The organism is Bradyrhizobium sp. TM239, assembly GCF_036247985.1.
GTDB classification, from domain to species: Bacteria; Pseudomonadota; Alphaproteobacteria; order Rhizobiales; family Xanthobacteraceae; genus Bradyrhizobium; species Bradyrhizobium ottawaense.
Genome location: NZ_BTIR01000008.1, coordinates 337,446 through 359,367 on the forward strand (window position 1 = coordinate 337,446; position 21,922 = coordinate 359,367).

14 protein-coding genes, 1 tRNA gene and 1 pseudogene are annotated in these 21,922 nt (G+C 65.5%); 14 read left to right on the top strand and 2 right to left on the bottom strand.

Annotated elements, in window-relative coordinates:
• The first annotated feature begins 91 nt into the window (after positions 1–91).
• Positions 92–2,332, top strand: a complete 2,241-nt coding sequence (locus AABA84_RS15375; RefSeq protein WP_338312429.1) for a tetratricopeptide repeat protein — start codon at positions 92–94, stop codon at positions 2,330–2,332.
• 61 nt (positions 2,333–2,393) lie between these two features.
• On the opposite strand, the gene AABA84_RS15380 is transcribed toward AABA84_RS15375, so the two are convergent.
• Entirely contained in the window at positions 2,394–3,428 is a 1,035-nt protein-coding gene (locus AABA84_RS15380; RefSeq protein ID WP_095424178.1) for a cysteine synthase A, read from the bottom strand.
• Between the two features lie 733 nt (positions 3,429–4,161).
• Between AABA84_RS15380 and AABA84_RS15385 the strand changes: the two genes are divergently transcribed.
• The 9 genes and pseudogenes from AABA84_RS15385 (at position 4,162) to AABA84_RS15425 (ending at position 16,325) form a co-directional block, all read left to right on the top strand.
• Positions 4,162–5,646: an efflux transporter outer membrane subunit gene (locus AABA84_RS15385; protein WP_212244153.1), complete on the top strand. Its 1,485-nt coding sequence runs from the start codon at positions 4,162–4,164 to the stop codon at positions 5,644–5,646.
• Complete coding sequence (locus AABA84_RS15390) at positions 5,636–7,057, top strand: efflux RND transporter periplasmic adaptor subunit (RefSeq protein WP_338312430.1); 1,422 nt, start codon at positions 5,636–5,638, stop codon at positions 7,055–7,057. The genes AABA84_RS15385 and AABA84_RS15390 overlap by 11 nt, the downstream gene beginning before the upstream one ends.
• A gap of 37 nt (positions 7,058–7,094) precedes the next feature.
• Entirely contained in the window at positions 7,095–10,244 is a 3,150-nt protein-coding gene (locus AABA84_RS15395) for an efflux RND transporter permease subunit (RefSeq protein WP_338312431.1), read from the top strand.
• Complete coding sequence (locus tag AABA84_RS15400) at positions 10,244–13,348, top strand: efflux RND transporter permease subunit (RefSeq protein ID WP_338309251.1); 3,105 nt, start codon at positions 10,244–10,246, stop codon at positions 13,346–13,348. The genes AABA84_RS15395 and AABA84_RS15400 overlap by 1 nt, the downstream gene beginning before the upstream one ends.
• A gap of 37 nt (positions 13,349–13,385) precedes the next feature.
• Complete coding sequence (locus AABA84_RS15405; RefSeq protein ID WP_338312432.1) at positions 13,386–14,120, top strand: tRNA-uridine aminocarboxypropyltransferase; 735 nt, start codon at positions 13,386–13,388, stop codon at positions 14,118–14,120.
• Positions 14,121–14,319: 199 nt separating this feature from the next.
• Positions 14,320–15,036 (top strand): ABC transporter permease, encoded by a 717-nt coding sequence (locus AABA84_RS15410; RefSeq protein WP_246549971.1) that lies wholly within the window; start codon positions 14,320–14,322, stop codon positions 15,034–15,036.
• A gap of 163 nt (positions 15,037–15,199) precedes the next feature.
• Positions 15,200–15,805: pseudogene (locus AABA84_RS15415) on the top strand (ABC transporter ATP-binding protein); the annotation flags it as partial.
• Between the two features lie 97 nt (positions 15,806–15,902).
• Positions 15,903–15,976, top strand: a tRNA-Cys gene (locus AABA84_RS15420).
• 202 nt (positions 15,977–16,178) lie between these two features.
• The gene (locus tag AABA84_RS15425; protein ID WP_212244143.1) at positions 16,179–16,325 is read left to right on the top strand and encodes a hypothetical protein; all 147 of its coding nucleotides are present in this window, start codon (positions 16,179–16,181) and stop codon (positions 16,323–16,325) included.
• 76 nt (positions 16,326–16,401) lie between these two features.
• On the opposite strand, the gene AABA84_RS15430 is transcribed toward AABA84_RS15425, so the two are convergent.
• Positions 16,402–16,599, bottom strand: a complete 198-nt coding sequence (locus AABA84_RS15430; RefSeq protein ID WP_028144701.1) for a hypothetical protein — start codon at positions 16,597–16,599, stop codon at positions 16,402–16,404.
• A gap of 261 nt (positions 16,600–16,860) precedes the next feature.
• On the opposite strand from AABA84_RS15430, the gene AABA84_RS15435 reads away from it, so the two are divergent.
• The 4 genes from AABA84_RS15435 to AABA84_RS15450 all read left to right on the top strand — a co-directional run bounded on the left by AABA84_RS15435 (position 16,861) and on the right by AABA84_RS15450 (position 21,856).
• Positions 16,861–17,121, top strand: coding sequence for a hypothetical protein (locus AABA84_RS15435; RefSeq protein ID WP_015686208.1), 261 nt, complete (start codon positions 16,861–16,863; stop codon positions 17,119–17,121).
• 1,190 nt (positions 17,122–18,311) lie between these two features.
• Positions 18,312–19,475: a PspA/IM30 family protein gene (locus AABA84_RS15440; protein ID WP_338312434.1), complete on the top strand. Its 1,164-nt coding sequence runs from the start codon at positions 18,312–18,314 to the stop codon at positions 19,473–19,475.
• Positions 19,476–19,485: 10 nt separating this feature from the next.
• On the top strand, positions 19,486–20,145 hold the full coding sequence (locus tag AABA84_RS15445; RefSeq protein ID WP_338312435.1) for an OB-fold-containig protein: 660 nt from the start codon (positions 19,486–19,488) through the stop codon (positions 20,143–20,145).
• 22 nt (positions 20,146–20,167) lie between these two features.
• Entirely contained in the window at positions 20,168–21,856 is a 1,689-nt protein-coding gene (locus AABA84_RS15450; protein ID WP_212253842.1) for a flotillin family protein, read from the top strand.
• Positions 21,857–21,922: the final 66 nt, after the last annotated feature.

Genomic DNA, 21,922 nt, shown 5'->3' on the forward strand with positions numbered 1-21,922 from the left:
ATAGCCCGGGGGGATTTCCGGTCGCGCCGACCGGCCGGCTCGGCGCGCGAATCAGCTAGACTCGCCCCGGGCCATCTTCCGGAGAAACACCTTGCAAAGCAGTGCCGGCGCGCGCGCATTCCAGAATGCGCGATTGCAGAAGAAATTGAAGAAGCAGGCCGACGCCATCATCTCCGCCGCGGCGAGCGCTTATGGCCAGGGCAGATATGCGGAGAGCGAGGCGCTCTGCCGCCAGATCGTGCAAGCCGTTCCGGATCATTTTGACGCCACGCATTTGCTCGGCCTGAGCGTGCAACAGGGCGGGCGCCTTGATGAGGCGCGACAGCTGCTCGAGCGCGCAATTGCGATCGATCCACGTTCGCACGAAGCCCATCACAATCTCGCCGCTGTCCACCTGTCCCTTCAGAAATTTGAGGCCGCCCGCGCGTGCCAGGAAAGGGCGATCGCGCTGAAGCCGAATTTTCCGCCGGCCCTGGCCGGCCTTGGCAACGCCTTGCTCCAGATGAACCTGCCGGAACAAGCCATCGAACTGTATGACCGCGCCGTCGCCTTGAAGCCCGACTACCCCGATGCGCTCTGCAATCGGGGTCTGGCCGAGCTGGCGCTGGGCCGATTTGACCGCGCCAGACAGAGTTTCGAGCGCGCGCTGTTGTTTCAGCCGCGTCACGCCGAAGCCCTCATCGGCAAGGGCGTGGTCGGGATCGAGCTCAAGCATTACGACGAGGCGGAAGCCGCGCTCGCAGCGGCGTTCGCGATCAGGCCAGGTTCGGCAAAGCTCCTCGCGCACCGCGGACGGCTCAATTTCGCGCTGTCGCGGCCCGAACAGGCAGCTGCGGATTTTGACGCGGCACTGGCGCTTTCACCGAAGCTCGAAGTGGCTTTGCGGGGGAAGGCAGAAGTCGCGCTGAGCATGGGAAATACGGCGCAGGCGATTCTGGCCTGCACGGCGTTGCTCGAGGAAAATCCGCGCTCGGCGATCGCGCTGGCGCTGCTGAGCTCCTGCTTTGCCAACCAGGGAGAGATCGCAGCCGCCATCGAACATCTCGCCGCCGCTCTGGCAATTGCGCCGGACCAGCCGGACTTGATCGCGCGGAAGATCTACTTTCTCGACTTTCTCTCCGAGGCCGATTTCGCGGTCCAGCAGGCCGCGCGCAAATCCTGGTGGGATGCGATCGGCGCCAGATTGCCACAGAGGAAGCTCGCACCCCGGCAGCTCGATCCCGGCAGGCGGATCGTGGTCGGGTATGTCGCGGCCGAGTTCTGGTACCACTCGGCGGCGTTTGGCCTCTTACCGGTGCTGCGCCACCATGATCACGCCAAGTTCGAGATCGTCTGCTATTCGTGCTCGTCGGTACGAGATGAGATGACAGCCAAGTTCAAGTCGTTGGCGGACGTCTGGGTCGACGCCGCGCAGCTTTCGGACGATGAGCTGGCCGATCGTATCGAGGCCGACAAGGTCGATATCCTGATCGACGTGTCCGGGCATACGACCGGCAACAGGCTTCCGGTCTTCGCCCGCAAGCCGGCCCCGATTCAGGTCACGGGCTTTGGACACGCCACAGGCACGGGCCTTCAGACCATGGACTACGTGCTCGCAGATCCGATCTTCATTCCGGAATCGGCCCGTCATCTGCTGGCCGAAAAGGTCTACGATCTGCCGTGCCTGATCACGATCGATCCGATCCTGGATGTGCCTGCTTTGGAGCTTCCCATGCTCCGCAACGGCCATGTGACTTTCGGCGTGTTCAACCGCGTCAACAAGATCTCGGACGAGGCGATCCGCGTGTGGTCGAAAGTGATGCGCGAGGTGATCGGATCGAAGATCATCATCAAACATACGCTGCTTGACGATTCTCTGGTACGCGATGGCCTTCTTGCGCGACTCGTGAACCAGGGCATCCCAGCAGAGAACATCACCTGCCTGGGCTCGTCAGCGCGCGCGGAACATCTTCAGGCCTTCGCGAGAGTCGATATTTCGCTCGATCCATTTCCGCAGAATGGCGGCGTCAGCACCTGGGAATCCCTTTATGCGGGCGTTCCAGTCGTCGCCAAGCTCGGCCACGGCGCCTCCTCGCGCGCCGGCGGTGCCATCGTGGCGGCGGTCGGGCTTGACGACTGGGTCGCCGAGGACGACGACGGCTATGTCGAGATCGCCCGCAAATTTGCCTCGCAGCCCGAGTATCTCGCGAAGTTGCGCGCGAGCTTGCCGGCTCGGATCGCAGCCACGGCGGCCGGCAATGTCGAGATCTATACGCGCAGGGTCGAGGAGGGCTATCGCCAGTTCTGGCGCGACTATTGTGCCGCCGCTGCGGAGCGCGGCGAGGTCGTGTAAGCCGGCCGAACCGCGCTGAGTTTGTGGAGGCGCGTCCCCGACCAGAGGGGGCGCGTGACGATCACACGAAGGGTGGCTTGATGTTGCTGCGCTTCTCCAACCATTCCGGCACCGGCAGGTTCTTGGCGCGCATGAAGTCCGCGTTGAACAGCTTCGACTGATAACGGCTGCCGGAATCGCACAGCACGGTGACGATGGTCTTGCCGGGCCCGAGCTGCTTGGCGAGGCGTATGGCGCCCACGATGTTGACACCGGTCGAGCCGCCGAGGCACAGGCCCTCGTGCTGCAGCAGCTCGTAGATCACGCCGACGGCTTCGGCATCGGGAATGAGATAGGCATCATCGACCTTCGCGGTCTCCACGATGGCGGTCGCCCGGTTGAGGCCGATGCCCTCGGTGATCGAGCCACCCGGCGTCGCCTTGGGATCGCCGGTCCTGAAGTATTCATACATGCCGGCGCCGTGCGGATCGGCGCATGCGATCCGCACGTTCTTGTTCTTCTCTTTCAAGTAACGGCTGACACCAGCCAGCGTGCCCCCGCTGCCGACCGAGCAGACGAAGCCGTCGACCTTACCGCCGGTCTGCTCCCAGATTTCGGGGCCCGTGGACTCGTAATGCGCCTTGGCATTGTCGAGGTTGTTCCACTGATCGGCGAACAGCACGCCGTTCGGCTCGGTCTTGCGCAGCTCGTCAGCAAGACGGCGACCGACATGCTGGTAGTTGTTGGGATTGGCGTAGGGCAGGGCCGGCACCTCGATCAGCTCGGCGCCGCACAGCTTCAGGAAATCCTTCTTCTCCTGGCTCTGCGTTTCCGGGATCACGATCAGGGTGCGGTAGCCGCGCGCGCTCGCGACGACCGCAAGGCCAATGCCGGTATTGCCGGCGGTCGCTTCCACCACGAGACCACCGGGCTTGAGCTCGCCGCGCTTCTCGGCCTCCAGGATCATCCATTTGCCGGCGCGATCCTTGACCGACTGGCCGGGATTCATGAACTCGGCCTTGCCGAGAATGGTGCAGCCGGTCAGTTCCGAGGCGCGCTTCAGCTTGATCAGCGGGGTGTTGCCGATGGCTTCGACAACGTCATTTCGAATGGTCATGTCGGGGAAATCGCTACCAAGGGGGTTGATCTGGTTGGTCAGAACCTAGTGCTTGGGAGGCCAAAGGGGAAGGCTTTTGCGCTGCGGCGAGACCGGCTGAAACGCCTGTCCAAACAGCGATATTCTCGAGAAGCGAGGCCGGCGATGATGCGTTCGGCCACGCGGCGAGATATCGATAGGAGGAAATGGCTGAACTCCGCCAGAGCACGGAAGATGACGGTCGCCACCAGCCGCTTCGCGACCGCTTTTTTCCAAGGGTGAGATGAGCCGACACCCGAGGGACGTGGATGGTCTGGATGGCCGAAATCATATCTGCTCGAGGGATGGCTCCCTTTCGGGAATTGAAGGCCAGGCGAGATGGAGCGGCCGGAGCGTACGACTGAACCAACGCCGCGCGGGGGTTGGTGCGGTCGGATGGAAAGGCTCAGGTGCCACTGTGGCAGCAATATCACATGAAATCTTGGTAAGCTTGATCACGTATCCAAATGTTTCAGAATGAGAGAAATCCCTGCGAGACAGTCACCTTTCGAATACAGATCGACTCGATCGCACCTGATTGGCGTGGCCATCTCGCAACTGCGGGACTGTCCCGCTGGTCAGCGCACGGCTAGTATGATTTTCGAGGTTCCGCAGAAAGCATCGCCGCTGTGAACGAGTTGTCCAAAGCCCCCCGACTGCCCCGCCGCGAATCGGTTAATCCGGCTGTGCGGCGGTTCGATCTGCCCGGCGGGGGATGGATGTGACACAGGATGTTCCTGCGATCGCCGTGCGGCGGTCTGAAGGTTCTGCATCCCGGACGCTGCGCGCGGCGCGCTGGATTGCGGTGTTGTGCCTCGCCGCCGGCTCGGGTGCTTGCGTGCTGACCCAGGACCTTCCGGATCCCGCCCTCGACGTTCCCACGCAGTACAAATATGCGGGCAAGGGTGATGCGCCGCCGTCACTGGACTGGTGGCGCGGCTTCCGCTCCGCGGAGCTGACGCAGCTGATGGAAGAGGCGCAGACCGTCAACCTCGACATCGCCGCCGCCGTTGCGCGCATCGTCCAGGCTGACGCCCAGGCGCGACAGGCGGGTGCGGCGCTGCTGCCGAGCGTGTCGACAGGCGGATCGGAGACCTATTCGCGCACTTCGGGATCGAGCGCGTCCGGCCTGTCCATCGGGGGGCGCGAGGTCGTCAATTACTCGGCATCGCTGAGCGCGAGCTACCAGCTCGACTTCTGGGGCCAGAACCGCGACGCGCTGCAGACGGCGGAAGAGACCGCGAATGCCAACCGCTTCGATCGCGACACGGTCGCGCTGACGACGCTTGCGGCCGTCGCCAATGCCTATTTCCAGGTGCTGGCCTCGCAGGATCGCATCAGGACCTCACAGCGCAATATTGCGAGCGCGCAGCGCATCCTCGATGCGGTCAGGGAGCGGCGCAAGGCCGGCACCGGCACCGATCTCGACGTCGCCCAGCAGGAAAGCGTGCTTGCCAACCAGAAGGCCCTGGTGCCGCCGCTGCGCCAGACGCTCGACCAGAACGTCAACGCGCTCGCCGTGCTGGTCTCGCGCCCGCCGGAAAGCGTGCGCGTGCTCGGCGGCTCGCTGGACCGGATCGCAATCCCGCGCGTGACGCCCGGCCTGCCGTCGGAGCTCCTGACGCAGCGGCCCGACATCCGCCGGCAGGAGGCGCAGCTTGCCTCGGCGACGGCGAATATCGGCAATGCCCGCGCGCAATTCTTTCCGACCATCCAGCTCACCGGCAACGGCGGCTATCAGAGTTCGGCCTTGGTCTCGCTGTTCCAGCCGCATGCGGCCTTCTTCCAGCTCGTCGGCAGCGCCACGCAGCCGATCTTCGACGGCGGCAAGATCCTCGGCAATTTCGAGTTCGCCAAGGCGCGGCAGGACGAATTGCTCCAGACCTACCGCAAGACGATTATCCAGTCGTTTGCCGACGTCGACAATGCGCTGTTCTCGATCAAGCAGACCACGATCAAGCTGCAATTGCAGCGCGACGTCGTCGTCGCCTCGCGCCGCGCCTTCGATCTCTCCGAGCAGCAATTGCGCGCCGGCACCGCCGACATCGTGACCGTGCTCAACACTCAACTGACCCTGTTCCAGGCGGAAGACGCGCTGTCACAGGCGCAACTGGCCCGCTTGCTCGCCATCGTCAGCCTGTATCAGGCGCTCGGCGGCGGCTGGGAGCCGCGAATGGAGAAACCGGTCAATGCTCTTTAAGCCGGACAGCAAGCAAGGCGCGAAGGAGGGGACGGCGAAGACGTCGCGCGGCCGCGGCTTTGTCATGACCCTGATCACGCTCGCGATCCTCGGCGGTCTGTTCTATCTCGGCTGGACCGTCACCCATCAGCAGCAGGCCAACAACCGCAACAACAACCAGCGGCTCGATCTGCCGGTGCCCGTGCTGGCGGCGAGCCCGCGCGTTCAGGACGTTCCCGTCTATCTCGACGGCGTTGGCGCGATCCGCGCGCTCAACACCGTGACCGTGCGCTCGCAGGTCGACGGCAAGCTGATCTCGGTGAATTTTACCGAAGGCCAAGACGTCAAGAAGGGCGACGTGCTCGGCGAGATCGATCCCGCGCTCTACCAGGCCACGTACGACCAGGCGGTCGCCAAGAAGGCGCAGGACCAGGCCCAGCTCGCCAACCAGCGCATCGACCTGACACGGTACGAGCAGCTCGCTGCCTCCAACGCCGGCTCCAAGCAGCAGGCCGACACCCAGCGCGCGCTGGTCGCGCAGACCGAGGCGCTGGTCAAGGCCGATCAGGCCGCGATCGACAACGCGGGGGCGACGCTGAGCTACACCAAGATCGTGGCGCCGCTCTCGGGCCGCGCCGGCCTGCGCCAGGTCGACCAGGGCAACATCATCCACGCCTCCGACACCACCGGTCTCGTGGTGATCACGCAATTGCAGCCGATCGCGGTGTGGTTCAGCCTGCCGCAGCAACAGATCATGCGCGTCAATGCGGCCGCGGCGAAAGGCACGCTCGCGGTCGACGTGTTCGGCAATGACGGCGTCACCGTGATCGACACCGGCAAGCTCACCGGCATCGACAACCAGGTCGACCAGACCACCGGCACGCTCAAGCTCAAGGCGGAATTTCCCAACGCCAACTACCAGCTCTGGCCGGGCCAGTTCGTCAATGTCCGTCTCAAGGTCGAGACGCTGATGCAGGCGCTGGTGGTGCCGACATCGGCCGTGCAGCGCGGCCCGATCGGAACGTTCAGCTACGTCATCGGCGAGGACAACGTGGTCTCGGCCAAGCCGGTGACGGTGACGCAGCAGAACGAGCATGACGCCGTGATCGCCAGCGGCCTGTCGGCGACCGACAGGGTCGTCACCACGGGCTTCGCCAATCTGTCCGACGGCTCCAAGGTGACCATCGGCCGCGATGACCAGACCCCGTCGGCTGATCTTGCCCCGCGCAAGCGCTCGCGCGGGCCCGACGCCCAGAAGAAGGATGGCGCCAAGGAAGGCCAGAAGGAAGGCCAGAAGGACGGACAGGGCAAGGGCGGCGAGTTCCGCGCCAAGCGGAGTAGCAGCGAGGGCGACCAGAAGGGGCAGACCGGGCCGGCTCCAGGACCTGCGCCAGGTCCGGGGGCATCGGGAAGTGGAGCCAAGCAGCCATGATCCCGACAACAGCCGCTTGAAGCGGCAGGCAGATCCCATGGGTGTCTCCGAACCCTTCATCCGCCGTCCCATCGCGACCTCGCTGCTCGGCATCGCGCTGCTGATCGGCGGGCTGCTGGGCTATTTCGCGCTGCCGGTCTCGGCGCTGCCGCAGGTCGATTTCCCGACCGTGCAGGTGACGACGCAGCTCCCGGGCGCGAGCCCCGACGTGATCGCCTCGCTGATCACGGCGCCTTTGGAGCGGCAGCTCGGGCAGATCCCGTCGCTGTCGGCGATGAACTCGACCAGCTCGTTCGGCGTCAGCCAGATCTCGCTCCAGTTCGATCTCAACCGCGACATCGACGGCGCGACCCAGGACGTGCAGGCCGCGATCAACGCCGCGGCGGGCGTGCTGCCGAAGACGCTGCCGTATCCGCCGACCTACGCCAAGGTGAACCCGGCGGACGCGCCTGTCATGACGCTGGCGCTGCGCTCCGACACCATCTCGCTGCGGGCGATGAGCGACATCGCCGACACGCTTCTGGCGCAACGGCTGAGCCAGATCTCCGGCGTCGGGCGGGTCTCGGTGCTGGGCGGGCTGAAACCGGCGGTGCGCATCCAGGCTGATCTGGCGCGGCTCGCCGCCTACGGCATCGCCATGGAAGATCTGCGCACCGCGATCGCCAATGCCAACGTCTCGGGGCCGAAAGGCTCGCTCGACGGCGCGCAGCAATCCTACATCATCGCGGCCAACGACCAGATCGCAGCCGCCGAGGCCTACAAGCCCGTCATCATCGCCTACCGCAACGGCTCGCCGGTCACCATCGCCGACGTCGCGCAGATCGTTGACGGCCTCGAGAACGACCGCACTGGCGGCTGGTACCAGGGCACGCCGGCCGTCATCATCGACATCCAGCGCCAGCCCGGCGCCAACGTCATCGACGTCGTCAGCCAGATCCGCGCCGAAATCCCCAAGGTGCAGCGCGCGATTCCTGCCGGTGTGAACCTCACCATCGTCTCCGATCGCACCGTGACCATCCGCGCCTCGGTCCACGACGTGCAGTTCACGCTGGTCCTCAGCGTCGTGCTGGTGACGCTGGTGGTGCTGCTGTTCCTGCGCTCGCTGCGGGCGACCCTGATCGCCGGTGTGGCGCTGCCGCTGTCGCTGATCACCAGCTTCGGCATCATGTATTTCGCCGGCTTCAGCCTCGACAATCTGTCGCTGATGGCGCTCACGATCGGCACCGGCTTCGTCGTCGACGACGCCATCGTCATGATCGAGAACATCGTCCGCCACATGGAGAACGGCGACGGGCCGATGGAGGCCTCGCTGAAGGGCGCCAGCGAGATCGGCTTCACCGTGATCTCGCTGACGGTGTCGCTGATCGCGGTCTTCATCCCGCTGCTGTTCATGTCCGGCCTCGTCGGGCGCATGTTCCGCGAATTCGCGCTGACCTTGACCATCGCGGTCGTGACCTCGGCCGTGGTCTCGCTGACGCTGACACCGATGATGTGCTCGCGCCTGCTCAAGCACGCCCACGAGGAGCTGGCGGTGCCGGGCCTCGCCGCCATCAGCCGCTTCATCGACCGCACCGTCGAGGCCTATCACCGGACGCTGCTGGTGGTTTTGCAGCACCAGCGGACGACGCTGGTCGTGACCTTCGCGACGCTGATCGCGACCCTCGTCCTCTACGTCGTCGCGCCGAAGGGCTTCCTGCCGCTGCAGGACACCGCTTCGATCACGGCGGTGACGGAGGCGGGGCCGGACGTGTCGTTCGCGGAGATGCAGAAGCGGCAGGCCGAGGCTGCCGACGCCATCAAGGCCGACCCCGACGTGGTCGGCGTGGTCTCGGTGATCGGCGCCGGCTCGGTCAATCCGACCACCAATGTCGGGCGTCTGGTCATGACCTTGAAGCCGCGCGGCGAGCGGCGCGACGATGTCAGCGCGGTCATCGTCCGGCTGAAGGAGCGGGTCTCAGGCATTCCCGGCATGACCGTCTATTTCCAGCCGGTGCAGGACGTGCAGATCTCGACCCAGTCGAGCCGCTCGCAATACCAGTACACGCTGACCGGCACCGATGCGACGCTGGTGTCGGAATGGGCGCGCAAGCTGGTCACGGAGATGCGGCGCGATCCCTTGTTCCGCGACGTCTCCTCCGAGGCGCAGGAGGGCGGATTGCGGGCGCAGCTCGACGTCGACCGCACCCGCGCAGGACAGCTCGGCGTCAGCCTGCAAGGCATCACCGATACGCTCAACGACGCCTTTGCACAGCGGCAGATCTCGACCATCTACGGCCAGGCCAACCAGTACCGCGTGGTGCTGGAGGCGCTGCCGATGTACCAGCGCGATCCCTCGATCCTGTCGAAACTCTATCTGCCGGGCGCCGCGAGCGCGACGGTTGGCGCGCCCAACGCCCAGGTGCCGCTGTCGGCCGTGGCGACGCTGAAGCGCACCACCGCGCCGCTCGCGATCTCGCACCAGGCGCAGTTCCCGTCGGTGTCGCTCAGCTTCAATCTCGCGCCGGGCGCCGCGCTCGGCGACGCGGTCGACGCCGTGAAGACGATCGAGACCCGCATCGGCATGCCCAACAGCATCGTCGGCATCTATGCCGGCGATGCCGCCGAATTCGCCAAGGCGCTCGCGGGCCAGCCCTGGCTGCTGCTTGCCGCCGTCATCACGATCTACATCGTGTTAGGGGTGCTCTACGAGAGCTACATCCACCCGATCACGATCCTGTCGACGCTGCCCTCGGCCGGCGTCGGCGCGATCCTGGCGCTGGTGCTGTGTGGGCAGGACCTCTCGGTCATCGGCCTGATCGGCATCATCCTCTTGATGGGCATCGTCAAGAAGAACGCGATCATGATGATCGACTTCGCGCTGGAGGCCGAGCGCCGGCAGGGCATGTCGCCGAACGAAGCCATCGTGCAGGCCTGCCTGCTGCGCTTCCGGCCCATCATGATGACGACGCTGGCGGCGCTGTTCGGTGCCTTGCCGCTCGCGATCGAGAGCGGCACCGGCGCCGAGCTGCGCTTTCCGCTCGGCATCTCCATCATCGGCGGCCTGCTGCTCAGCCAATTGCTCACGCTCTACACGACGCCCGTGATCTACCTCGCGCTCGACCGCATCAACCGCCGCCTGGAGCAGGCGCTGCCGCCGGCCGAATCCGGCGGCCCGCCGGTCGCGGGCGCGACCGAGGGGATGCAGTGATGGTGTCGATCTCGGAGCCCTTCATCCGCCGTCCGGTCGCGACCACGCTGCTGTCGATCGGATTGTTCCTGCTGGGTGTCGTCGCCTACGAGTTCCTTCCCGTCGCCTCGGTCCCGAACGTCGACTTCCCCGCCATCTTCGTCTCGGCCAGCCGGCCCGGCGCCGACCCGGCGGTGATGGCGGCGACGGTGGCCTCGCCGCTGGAGCGGCGGTTAGGGGAGATCGCCGGCATCAACCAGATCACCTCGACCTCGACGCTCGGCAACACCAGCATCCAGCTCCAGTTCGACATCGGCCGCAACATCGACAAGGCCGCGCGCGACGTGCAGGCGGCGATCAACGCCGCGATGGTCGACCTGCCGAGCGACCTGCCGACGCTGCCGCGCTTCCGCAAGGCCAATACGGCCGGCGCGCCCGTCTTCGTGCTGGCGCTGACCTCGAACACACTCGCAGCCAGCGCGATCTACGACGTCGCCGACACCGTGCTGGCGCAGCGCATCTCGCAGGTTCCTGGCGTCGGCAACGTGGCCATCAGCGGCGCCGACCAACCGGCGGTACGCATCCAGCTCAATCCGGTGGCGCTCTCGAACGCCGGAATTGCCACCGACGACGTCCGCACCGCCATCATCAACGCCAATCCGCTCGGCCCCGTCGGAATCTTCAACGGCGAACGCCAGAGCGAGACGCTGGCGCTCAACCGGCAGATGCGGACCGCCAAGGAATTCCGCGACGTCGTCATCAAGAGCGCCAACGGCAATTTCGTCCGGTTGTCCGACGTCGCCGATATCCAGGATTCCGTCCGCAACGCCCGTTCCATCGCCTGGTTCAACAAGCAGCCGGCGGTGCTGATCCAGATCACCAAGCAGGGCGACGCCAACGTCATCGACACCGTCGATCGGGTGAAGGCGCTGATCCCCGAGCTCAGGCAATGGATTCCGGCCGGCGTGGAGGTTTCCACCCTGGTCGATCGCACCGGCACGATCCGCGCCAGCGTGCTCGACATGCAATGGACATTGCTGGCGACTGCGATCCTGGTGATGGTCGTGGTGTTCGTGTTCCTGCGCAGGCTGACGCCGACGATCGCGGCCGGCATCTCGGTGCCGCTGGCGCTGGCCGGCACCTGCGCCGGCATGTGGGTGGCGGGCTTCTCGATCGACAATCTGTCGCTGATGGCGCTCGCAATCTCGGTCGGCTTCGTGGTCGACGACGCCATCGTCATGATCGAGAACATGTACCGCAATCTCGAGCATGGCATGCGGCCGCTCCGGGCGGCGCAGGAGGGCGCGAGGCAGATCGGTTTCACGGTGGTCTCGATCAGCCTGTCGCTGGTCGCGGCGTTCACGCCGCTGATCTTCATGGACGGCATTGTCGGCCGCCTGCTGCGCGAATTCTCGCTGACGCTGACCTTCGCCATCCTGGTCTCGACGCTGGTGTCGCTCACGGTGACGCCGATGATCTGCGCCCACTACATCCGGCAGACCCCGTCCGGCACGGCGACGCTGTTCGATCGGATGATCGAGGGCTCGCTGTCGCGCATCGTCGCCTTCTACGCCCGGACCTTGCGCACCGTGCTGGACTATCCGCTGGCGACCCTGCTGGTGTTCTTCGCCACCATCGGCCTCACGGTGACGCTCTACATCAAGGTCCCCAAGGGCTATTTCCCGACCGACGATTCCGGCTTCGTGATCGGGGCGACGCGGGCCTCGGCCGACATCTCGTTCCAGTCGATGCTCGGTCTCCAGCAGCGGCTCGCCGACATCGTGATGCAGGACCCCGCCGTGGCCGGCATCGGCTCGACCGTCGGCGCCGGAGGCGGCCCGGGGGGAGCGACCTCGAACCGCGGCATCATGTACATCAGCCTGAAGCCGCCGGAGGAGCGCGACCACGTCTCGACGCAGGTCGTGATCGACCGTCTCAGGCGCGCGCTGTATCCCGTGCCCGGCATCCGCCTCTTCATGTTCGCCGCCCAGGACGTCCGTGCCGGCGGGCGGCAGAGCGATTCCGACTACCAGTACACCCTGACCAGCACCGATCTCGGCCTGCTGCAGAAATGGGCGCCGATCGTGGCCAAGCGCATGGAGAGCGTCGAGGGTATCACCGACATCTCCAGCGACCGCGATCCAGGCGGCCTCCAGCTCACGCTCGCGATCGATCGCCAGAAGGCCTCGGCGCTCGGCGTCAGGGTTCAGGACATCGACAATGCGCTGAACAACGCGTTCTCGCAGCGGCAGATCTCGATCATCTACACCCAGCGCAACCAGTACATGACCGTGCTGGAGATCGATCCGAAGTTCCAGGTCGATCCCTCCAACCTCGAGCGCATCTATGTTGCCGGCGCCGGCGACGCGCAGGTGCCGCTGTCGGCCGTCGTGCACGCGACGCGTGGGTTGGCCGCGCTCGCGGTCTATCACTCGCAGTCGTTTCCCTCGACCACGGTGTCGTTCAACCTGATGCCGGACGTGCAGCTTCAGGCGGCGACCCAGAACATCCAGCGCGCGGTCGAGGAGCTGCACATGCCCGAGGGCATCCGCGGCAGCTTCGACGGCAACGCCGGCGACTTCGCCAAGACCAGCGGCCGCCAGCCGCTTCTGATCCTCGGCGCGCTGGTGGCGATGTATATCGTGCTCGGGGTGCTCTATGAGAGCCTCGCCCATCCGCTCACGATCATTTCGACGCTGCCCTCGGCCGGGCTCGGTGCGCTGCTCGCCTTGCAGCTCACCAACACGCCGCTGACGGTGATCGCCTTCGTCGGCATCATCCTCTTGATCGGCATCGTCAAGAAGAACGGCATCATGATGGTGGATTTCGCGCTCGACGCCGAACGTCAGCGCGGCCTGTCCTCGGCGGAGGCGATCTTCGAGGCCTGCCAGGCACGCTTCCGTCCGATCCTGATGACGACCATGGCGGCGCTGTTCGCCGGCATTCCGCTCGTGGTCGCAACCGGCCCCGGCACGGAGCTCCGCCGTCCGCTCGGCATCACCATTATCGGCGGCCTGTTCGTCTCGCAAATCCTGACGCTCTACACCACGCCGGTGATCTACCTCTTGATCGACCGCCTGCGGCGGCGGTCGGCGCCGCGCCCGGTGCCAGCGCCGGCGGAATAGGTTGTTGAAGCGCCGCATCAAGCGTATAGCGGCGGCCATGTCGAACACGCCAGATATTGCCGCCGCCGATCCGATCCCCGAGTGCCCGCGTTGCCAGAAGCCGATGCCGCTGTGCATCTGCGACAGCGTCACGCCGATTGAAAAGAGCCGTCTCGGGCTCCTGATCCTGCAGCACCCGCAGGAGCAGGACAGGGCGCTCGGCACTGCGCGGCTGCTTGCCCGGCATTTTGCCGATGCCACTGTGCGGGTCGGCCTGTCCTGGCCGAGCCTGTCCAAGGCGCTCGGCCGCCCGGTCGAGAATGCCTCGCATTGGGCCGTGCTCTATCTCGGCTCGGCCCGCGCCGCCGACCTCGAAGCCGAAGGCGAGATCGTCGCGCTCAACCGCAAGGGCGAGGTCGCGGAGAACCAGCGCGGGATCCTCGGCAAGCTCGAAGGAATCGTGCTGCTCGACGGCACCTGGAGCCAGGCCAAGGCGCTGTGGTGGCGCAATCCCTGGATGCTCAAGTGCCAGCGCGTGATCCTCAACCCCGCGCATCCCTCGCGCTACGGCCGTCTGCGCAAGGAGCCACGCAAGGACGGGCTCTCCACCATCGAGGCTGCGGCGACGATCCTCGCCGGCCTCGAGCGGCGTCCTGATATCGCCGAGACGCTGAACGCGAGCTTTGAACGCCTGTTAACACGCTACCGCGAGGTCCAGGCCGAGATGCCGGAACTGGCGCCAAAACCCGCCGCGAAGGGCCGGCGCGACTTCCGGCGGCGCAAACGAGCCTGACTTCGGCCCAACTCATCTGTACGGTCGATTGCACCGCGAGGGCCGGGCGTCTAGAGACGATCGGCCGAAACCGGTTGCGATCTGCTCTCCTGTTGCGGCATCGGAGAGCGAGAACCTGAGGGGCAGTCGAATTCAGCTCGCAGCGAAGGAAATTCTGACACAGGCGGCGCGGCCCGATCGTTGGGGCACGCTCGCGCTGATGGACATTTCGCTGCGCTACCGCCGGACCGTGATCGGCCCGCTCTGGATCACGCTGACGCTCGCCGCGACGATCGCAAGCGTCGGCACGGTCTATGCGGCCCTGTTCAAGCAGGACATCGCCGTCTTCCTGCCGTCCTTCGCGATCGGCCTGATCGTCTGGACCCTGATCGCCACGACGCTTCAGGAGGGCTCCAACATCTTCGTGGCGTCCGGCCATCTCATCAAGGCGGTGCCGGCGCCGCTGATCGTTCATGTCCTCCAGATGATCGCGCGCAACGTCCTCATCTTCGCCCATCATTTGGTGATCGTCGTGCTGCTCTACGTCGTGCTGCCCTGGCCGCTGCACTGGAGCATGCTGCTCGCGCTGCCCGGCTTTGCGATCCTGTTCCTCGCGCTGCTCGGCGGCTCGGTCGCGCTCGGCATGCTCTGCGCGCGTTTTCGCGACATCGGTTCGGCGATCGTCAGCGGCCTGCAATTCGTCTTCTTTCTCACGCCGATCATCTGGACCGAGGACAGCGCGCGCGGCACCGCGTTTCACTGGCTGACGCTGGTCAATCCGTTCGCGACGCTGCTCGATCTGGTGCGCCGGCCGCTCCTGTCGCAGCCGACCGATGCGGAGCAATGGCTGCTAGGGGCCCTCTATGCGATCGTCGTGGCCGTGATCGGCCTCGGCTGCTACGCAAAATATCGCCATCGCGTCGCGTATTGGCTGTGATGCGCGCATGACCGCCCCGGCCCACATTGTGCTTCGCGACGTCTCGGTCACGTTTCCGGTGCTGTCGTTTCGCGATCGCTCGTTGCGCAGCCGGTTCGTCAACGCCGTGACGCTGCGGCGGAAGCCGGCGGTTTCGCACATCATCACGGCGTTGAACGAGGTCAGCCTCGACATCCGCGCCGGCGACCGCCTCGCCATCATCGGCGCCAACGGCGCCGGCAAGACCACGCTGCTGCGGGTTCTCGCCGGCATCTACCATCCGACGGCGGGGAGCATCGACGTACGCGGCCGCTGCCTGTCGCTGTTCGATTTGCAGGCCGGTTTCGACGAGGAAGCGACCGGCTACGAGAACATCATGCGGCGCGGGCTCGTGATCGGCGCGCGGCGCGCCGAGATCGACGCGCGGCGGGCGGAGATTGCCGAGTTCACCGAGCTCGGCGACCGGCTCGACCTGCCGCTGCGCACCTATTCCAGCGGCATGATGCTGCGCCTGATCTTCGCGGTCGCAACCGCGGTCGAGGGCGAGATCGTGCTGCTCGACGAATGGATCGGCGTCGGCGACCAGCAATTCCGCAAGAAGGCGCGGCAGCGGCTCGACGAGATCGTCGCCCGCGCCGGCATCCTGGTGCTCGCCTCGCATGACATCGAGCTGATCCAGAGCAGCTGCAACCGGGCGATCCTGCTGGAGCAGGGGAGGATCGTCGCCGCCGGCGCAACCGATACGATTCTCGCGCAATATCTGGCGGGGTCCGCCGGGAGAAAGGCGTAACGCTTCGAAGGTCCCCCTGACGGGGCGCCCTCCAGCCAAAATCGGTCGAAGGCGGTTGCCTAAACCCTTCATCCCCTATATTGCTCCGGCCTTACGGGGCCACGTGGCGGAGTGGTTACGCAACGGTCTGCAAAACCGTGTACACCAGTTCAATTCTGGTCGTGGCCTCCATCACAACCCTCTGATCTCCCAGCATTATTCGATTTCGTCGCCAGTTCTGCAGAGGGCTGCGCGCAACGTTCTGCCGACGTGAGAGGCGGATCGATCACCGGGTTTGCCCGGGGCTTGCTGGAAACCACCGATTCACGCCCGTTGGCATAGACTTCGCATCTGCGAAGTGATGCGACTGACATCAACGAGCGCTGGAGCACCCGTGGGCGACATCGTCCGACTTGTCCCGAAATCCGAGCTGGAACGGGCTCGCCTCATCCGTGAGGCCCGTGCGATCTATGACAGCATCTTTCCATCGGCCGCACCCGACCGGGCGCCGCAGGATGGCGAGGAACGCGTCAAGACCTGATCGTCGCGCCGCCCGGTTTCCGGCAACGGCAAAACGCCCGCGAGGCGGGCGCTGCGGCTCACCGTGAAAGCAGCCCTCAGCAGGCCGCGTACCATCCGTCGGGGAACGGCAGGAGGGGCCAGGCGCCCTCGTTGTCATTGGCGGCTTTGGGCGTCGCGTCAAAACTCCACGAGCGGGGCACGAACTCCTCCTCCGGCGCGGGAGCAAAGTCTTCAATGACCATGGCGTCCCGGACGGCATCCAGCAGCAAGTTGAATTCGGCTTCGCTTCTCATCGCACCCTCGCAGAACGCGGACGGTGCAATGTCGCAGAGCCGGTTTGTTACCCGGTTGAGCCGATCGTTCGCATTTTAACGATCCGGCGATCGGGTCCCGATTGGTTAGCGATGTCTAAAAAAATCCCCGCGGAAACCCTAGGTTCCTCCGCTGCGCGGGCCGTGTGAAAGAAATCACATCCTCGGCGGTTTATTTCTCCTACCCCTTCGCATACCGGCCCGATGCAGGCCGGAGCGGGCAGGGCGAACGGGAGACTGGTCATGAAGGCGAGGTTCTTGCGGTTTGCGGGTGTGAAGAGCCGGGCGCGCCGCGCCTCCACGGTCGGGCTGTTCCTGACACTGTTTGCTTCCGCTGCCCACGCGCAGGGGACGGCCGAACAGCGCCGGGCCTGCACGCCCGACGTCTACCGGCTCTGCGCCGGCGAAATCCCCAACGTCCGCGCCATCACGGCGTGCCTCCGGCGCAACCGCTCGAGCCTGAGCGAAGCCTGCCGCAGCGTGTTCGATCAGGCCGGCGGCTGAGGACCTGTGGATTTGTGCGCAGCAAGTGGCTCGCGCCGGCTGACGAATTCGCGATACCGGTCCTGTGGATATGCTGCGGACAGCCTGTGGATCAACGGGGGCCGCAACTCCCGTCGCCCGGATGGGATCGCAGCGCAATCCGGCTCTAGCCTACAAGCGGTTGCGCTGCCCGACGGGCAAAACACGCTAGCCGTGGGGCAAGGCGCGCAGGCGAAAATATTCGCCTTTACAGAATTTCGGCTTTGTCGCATTGTCCGGCCACCTCACCCCGGTCAGAGGGGCGTATCGCGATCGTCACGAAACGTGGGGTGAGCTGCGGTGGACGCTAGTCACATCGGCGCGAGAGGCATCGCAGGGCGGGCAACCGTGAGCGACAGCCTATCGCGCACACGACCGGTGTGATCTGCGTACGGCAAAACCGTGTCGTCCTGACGCCCGGGGTCTGTGCGTCAAGTCTTGTGGTGATGTGTGCGGCCCGACCGGGTGCGCCCATCAGTCATCTGCAAGGCGACGGGGGCAATAGTGCATCGCTCCCCGGGGAGAGCTCGGCATAAGCCGTCAAACCACTGCGCAGGGAAGGCCGGGTTGTCCTGGCTACACCTGTATGCCGCTGTGCAGCTTCTTGTCACGCAGGTTTCGCACAGTGGACCGCGGGTGCCAGCCGGCACCCGGTCTTCCCTGCGCCCTCTGACAAAGAGGGCGATGAGATGAGCAAAGCTCGGGCAGAGTGAGCCGCGAGGATGCGGATCTGTGTCTGCGTTATACATTGCAAGTTGGTGGCGCGAGGCGTTGCGTGGAGGAGAGCTCAGTCTCGCGTGCCCCGGACGCTGCGCAGCGTCTCCTCGGCGATGCGAAGCATCGTCCGGTTCGACGGTGCGCTGCAGAGCCGGGGCCCATGCATCAGCAAGGTGCGCGGCTTCCTGGTCTCGGCTCTGCGCCGCAACGCTGACGCGTTGCAGCTTGTCCGGGACATGAAGGCTGCGCGAGCAGCAACCGGCTTGCCGAACCCTCCCTGCATTTCGTCTCAAATTGCAACCCGCGCGTGCAAGAAGTCTTGATCGGCTGTGATCTAGGGGTGAACGCCCGGCTTGAACGCGCGTCCCGGGCACAGCGACCAATAAGTAGCGTGCATGAGGGTCAGGGAAACGTGATTACGCCTTCTCTTCCTAAAGCACCAAAATGGTGCTTTAGTGCTTTCCATGAGCCAGTCGCCCCGAAACGCGCCGTCCGCGCTGCGTTACAGGCTTGCCCCTGACCCGGCCGCCAAGGCCGCCATCGAGGCGACGTTCAGGGCTTATGACCGCATGATGGAGATCCTCGACGAGGTGGCGCGGACCCACAATGTGGGTTCCAACGTCGTGCTGCTGCACGCCCACGCCTATGAGCCGATCAGGAAAGAAACCGCGCTGCCCTCGCGGCTGGTGACGCTGGGCCTGCGCGACCGCGCGGAATATCGCGCAGCGCAAGGCCGCCGCCTGCCACTCGACGACAAGCTCGCCAAGATCAAGGGGCCCGCCACCATCTCGATTGCGACCGTGCAAGGGCGCTTCAGCGTGCCCTTCGACTACGCCGGCTATGCCGAGGGCTGGGGGCAGAGCGCGCCCGCGCGCCTCATCCGCACCGACGACGGTTTTGAAGTTCACTACGGCGTCACGCCGAACAATCTGCCAGAGGAGGAGAACGCCATGGATACCATCGCTGCCGCTCCCGAGAACTTCCTGTCCCGGGTCGGGCGCCTGATCGCCGGGATCGCCTATGACGCGATCGAGCAGGCGGAAGGCAAGAACAAGCTGAAAGTGGTCGGCCAGGCCATCCGCGAGATCGAGCGCGCCGAGAGCGAAGCGCGCGACGCGCTCGCCGCTGCGCGTGCCGAGGAATATCGCCTCAACGCGCGCCGCACCGAGATCGAACGCGAGATGGCCGATCTCGCACCCAAGATCGAGGGCGCGATCGCTGATGGCCGTGACGATCTCGCGCGCGCCGGCATCGCGCGCCAGATGGATATGGAGGCGCAGTTCGATGTGCTTTCCCGTGCCATCGACGAGAACAACGAGAAGATCGAGCAATGCATCACCTCGCTGCGCGCGGTGCTGTCCGCGCTCCAGGATGCCGAGCAGCGCCGTGCCGATCTCGAAAAGAGCGAGGCGGCGGCGAGCCATCAGGCCTCGACGTCATCCCGAAAACAGGGGGGCGGCTCTGCGGCGGCGAAGGCGCTGCGGGCGGGCAGGGCGGTGGCACGCGCCACCGGCGTGCCGCAGGGGATCCCGTATTCGAGCGACATCGACGAGCTCAGCACGTTGCATCGCGACAATGAGATTGCAGCGAGGCTGGCGCGATTGAAGTCGCGCTCCTGAGTAATGTGTCATGAGCGCTCTGCTCGAACACGTGATGTCGCCGGAGGTCAGGCCGTTCGCGATCGCGGCGGCCATGATCGTCATCGTCGGCTCGATCGAGGTGATCTCGATGCTGGTCGGGGCCTCGCTCAGCGAGATGCTCGGCACCAACATCGATTTCGGTCATCCCAGCGACAATGGCGTCATCAACGCCATTTCCTGGATCAATGTCGGCGGCGTGCCGCTTCTGATCTTCCTGCTGCTGCTGCTCGGCGCCTTCTCCATCACCGGCTTCCTGATCCAGGACATCGCGCGAATGGTTGCGGAGCCCTTGCCGGCAACGGTCGCCTCGGTCGGGGCCATCGCGGTCTCGGTTCCGCTGGTCCGCGCTGCCAGCAGGGCGATCGCGCGGGTCATTCCCAGGGATGAGAGCTATGCCGTCGGCCTCGGGGATCTCGTCGGCCGCATCGGTGAGGTCGTCATCGGCCCGCTCGACCAGGGGCCGCCCGGCCGCGTCAGCGTCGCCGACGTCCACGGCAACCGCCATTTCGTCTGGGCGGTTGCGGCGCCGGCGTCATCGCCTCTGCCGCAGGGAACCCTGGTCCTGCTGGTCGACCGCGACGGCACCCGCTTCGTGGCGGTCAAGGCCGACGATGAACTCAAACCTTCCAAGCCCACTCTAAACAGCTAGCAAGTCATCATCGGAGAACATCATGTTCGACATCGCAGTCCCGGCCATGATCGGCGTCGCGCTGATCATCGTCCTGGGGATCGTCTTCACCATCCTCTACAAGCGCGCCACCCGCGACGAGGCCTTCGTGCGCACCGGCCTCGGCGGCAAGAAGGTGGTGCTCGACGGCGGCGCCATGATCCTGCCGATCTTCCATTCCTATGCCAGCGTCAATCTGAAGACGCTGCGGCTCACCGTGGAGCGCAAGGAGCGGGAATCCCTCATCACCAAGGACCGGCTGCGCGTCGACATCGTCGCCGAGTTCTACGTGCGCGTTCGCCCCGACGACGAGAGCATCGCGCTTGCGAGCCAGACGCTGGGCGCACTGACCAATGATGCCGAAGCCCTGCGCAACCAGGTCGAGGCGAAATTCGTCGACGGCCTGCGCTCGGTGGCGGCGACCATGTCCATTTTGGAGCTGCAGGAGAAGCGCTCGGATTTCGTCAAGCATGTGCAGGCGACGGTCGAGTCCGACGTCAAATCCAACGGCCTCGAGCTCGAATCCGTGTCGCTCACAAAGCTCGACCAGACCGACGTCAAGTTCTTCAACCCGGAGAACTTCTTCGACGCCGAAGGTCTCACCCAGCTCAAAACCGTCACCGAGACCCGCCGGCGTGACCGCAACGCCATCGTACGCGACAACGAGGTGGCGATCGCCCAGAAGGACCTCGAGGCGCGGCAGCAGACCCTCGGCATCGAGCGGACCAAGAAGGAGGCCGAGCTGTCGCAGGAGCGCGACATCGCCAACAAGACCGCGAGCACCCGCGCCGAGGTCGCAACCGCGACGCAGACCGCGCGCCTCACCGAGGAGAATGCCCGCATCGATACCGACCGTGCCGTTGCCGAGAAGGAAGCCGGCGCCAAGCAGGTCAAGGAAACCGCGGTGATCGAGTCGGATCTGGCGATCAACAAGCGCAAGACCGACGCCCAGCGCGAGATCCAGATCGCGACCCAAGAGAACGAGATCCAGATCGCGTCCAAGAGCAAGCAGACCTCTGAAGCCGTCGCCGAGGCCAAGACCGCCGAGGCGATCGCGGTCTCCGCGGAGGAAAAGGTCGTGACCGCACGCGCGGTCGAGGTCGCCGATCGTGCCCGTCTCACCCAGGTGCTGGCCGCGCGGACTGAGGCCGAGCGCAAATCGACCGAGCTGATCGTCGCGGCCGAAGCCGAGAAGAAGGCCTCGCTCGATCGCGCCGAGGCCGTCAAGACGCTGGCCACGGCCGAAGCCGAGTCCAACAAGATCAAGGCCGTCGGCGTGCGCAACATCGGCGAGGCGGAAGCCGCTGTCATCACCATGAAGAACGAGGCGCAGAACAAGCTCGGCGCCAACGTCATCGATTTCGAGATCGCCAAGAAGCGGATCGAGACGATGCCGTCGGCGCTGGCCGAGATGGTCAAGCCCATCGCCAACCTCAAGGACGTCCGTATCCTGCACACCGGCGGCGCGTTCGGCGGCAACGGCGCCGGCGGAGGCAATGTCGGCTTCGGCGAGGGGCTCGCAGGCGAGCTGCTCAAGGTGCATGCGCTGCGTCCGATGATCGACGAGATCTTGCGCCAGAGCGGCTTTGCGCCCGACGATGATCCCGTGAAGGCGCTGGTCGGCGCCGTGACCGGCAAGAGCAACGGCGCGGCCGTGCCGGCACCCGAGAAGACGAACACCGCCGATCTATGAATGCCCGTTCATTGCTGCGGAGAATTCGAATCGATAAACAGGCTGAGCGCGTCTCGCGTCGCGCAA

Excerpts from the sequence above, each read along its gene's own strand:
- AABA84_RS15380 (WP_095424178.1), bottom strand. The coding sequence starts at position 3,428 with ATGACCATTCGAAATGACGTTGTCGAAGCCATCGGCAACACCCCGCTG.
- AABA84_RS15385 (WP_212244153.1), top strand. The coding sequence starts at position 4,162 with ATGGATGTGACACAGGATGTTCCTGCGATCGCCGTGCGGCGGTCTGAA.
- AABA84_RS15390 (WP_338312430.1), top strand. The coding sequence starts at position 5,636 with ATGCTCTTTAAGCCGGACAGCAAGCAAGGCGCGAAGGAGGGGACGGCG.
- AABA84_RS15395 (WP_338312431.1), top strand. The coding sequence starts at position 7,095 with ATGGGTGTCTCCGAACCCTTCATCCGCCGTCCCATCGCGACCTCGCTG.
- AABA84_RS15400 (WP_338309251.1), top strand. The coding sequence starts at position 10,244 with ATGGTGTCGATCTCGGAGCCCTTCATCCGCCGTCCGGTCGCGACCACG.
- AABA84_RS15405 (WP_338312432.1), top strand. The coding sequence starts at position 13,386 with ATGTCGAACACGCCAGATATTGCCGCCGCCGATCCGATCCCCGAGTGC.
- AABA84_RS15410 (WP_246549971.1), top strand. The coding sequence starts at position 14,320 with ATGGACATTTCGCTGCGCTACCGCCGGACCGTGATCGGCCCGCTCTGG.
- AABA84_RS15430 (WP_028144701.1), bottom strand. The coding sequence starts at position 16,599 with ATGAGAAGCGAAGCCGAATTCAACTTGCTGCTGGATGCCGTCCGGGAC.
- AABA84_RS15435 (WP_015686208.1), top strand. The coding sequence starts at position 16,861 with ATGAAGGCGAGGTTCTTGCGGTTTGCGGGTGTGAAGAGCCGGGCGCGC.
- AABA84_RS15445 (WP_338312435.1), top strand. The coding sequence starts at position 19,486 with ATGAGCGCTCTGCTCGAACACGTGATGTCGCCGGAGGTCAGGCCGTTC.
- AABA84_RS15450 (WP_212253842.1), top strand. The coding sequence starts at position 20,168 with ATGTTCGACATCGCAGTCCCGGCCATGATCGGCGTCGCGCTGATCATC.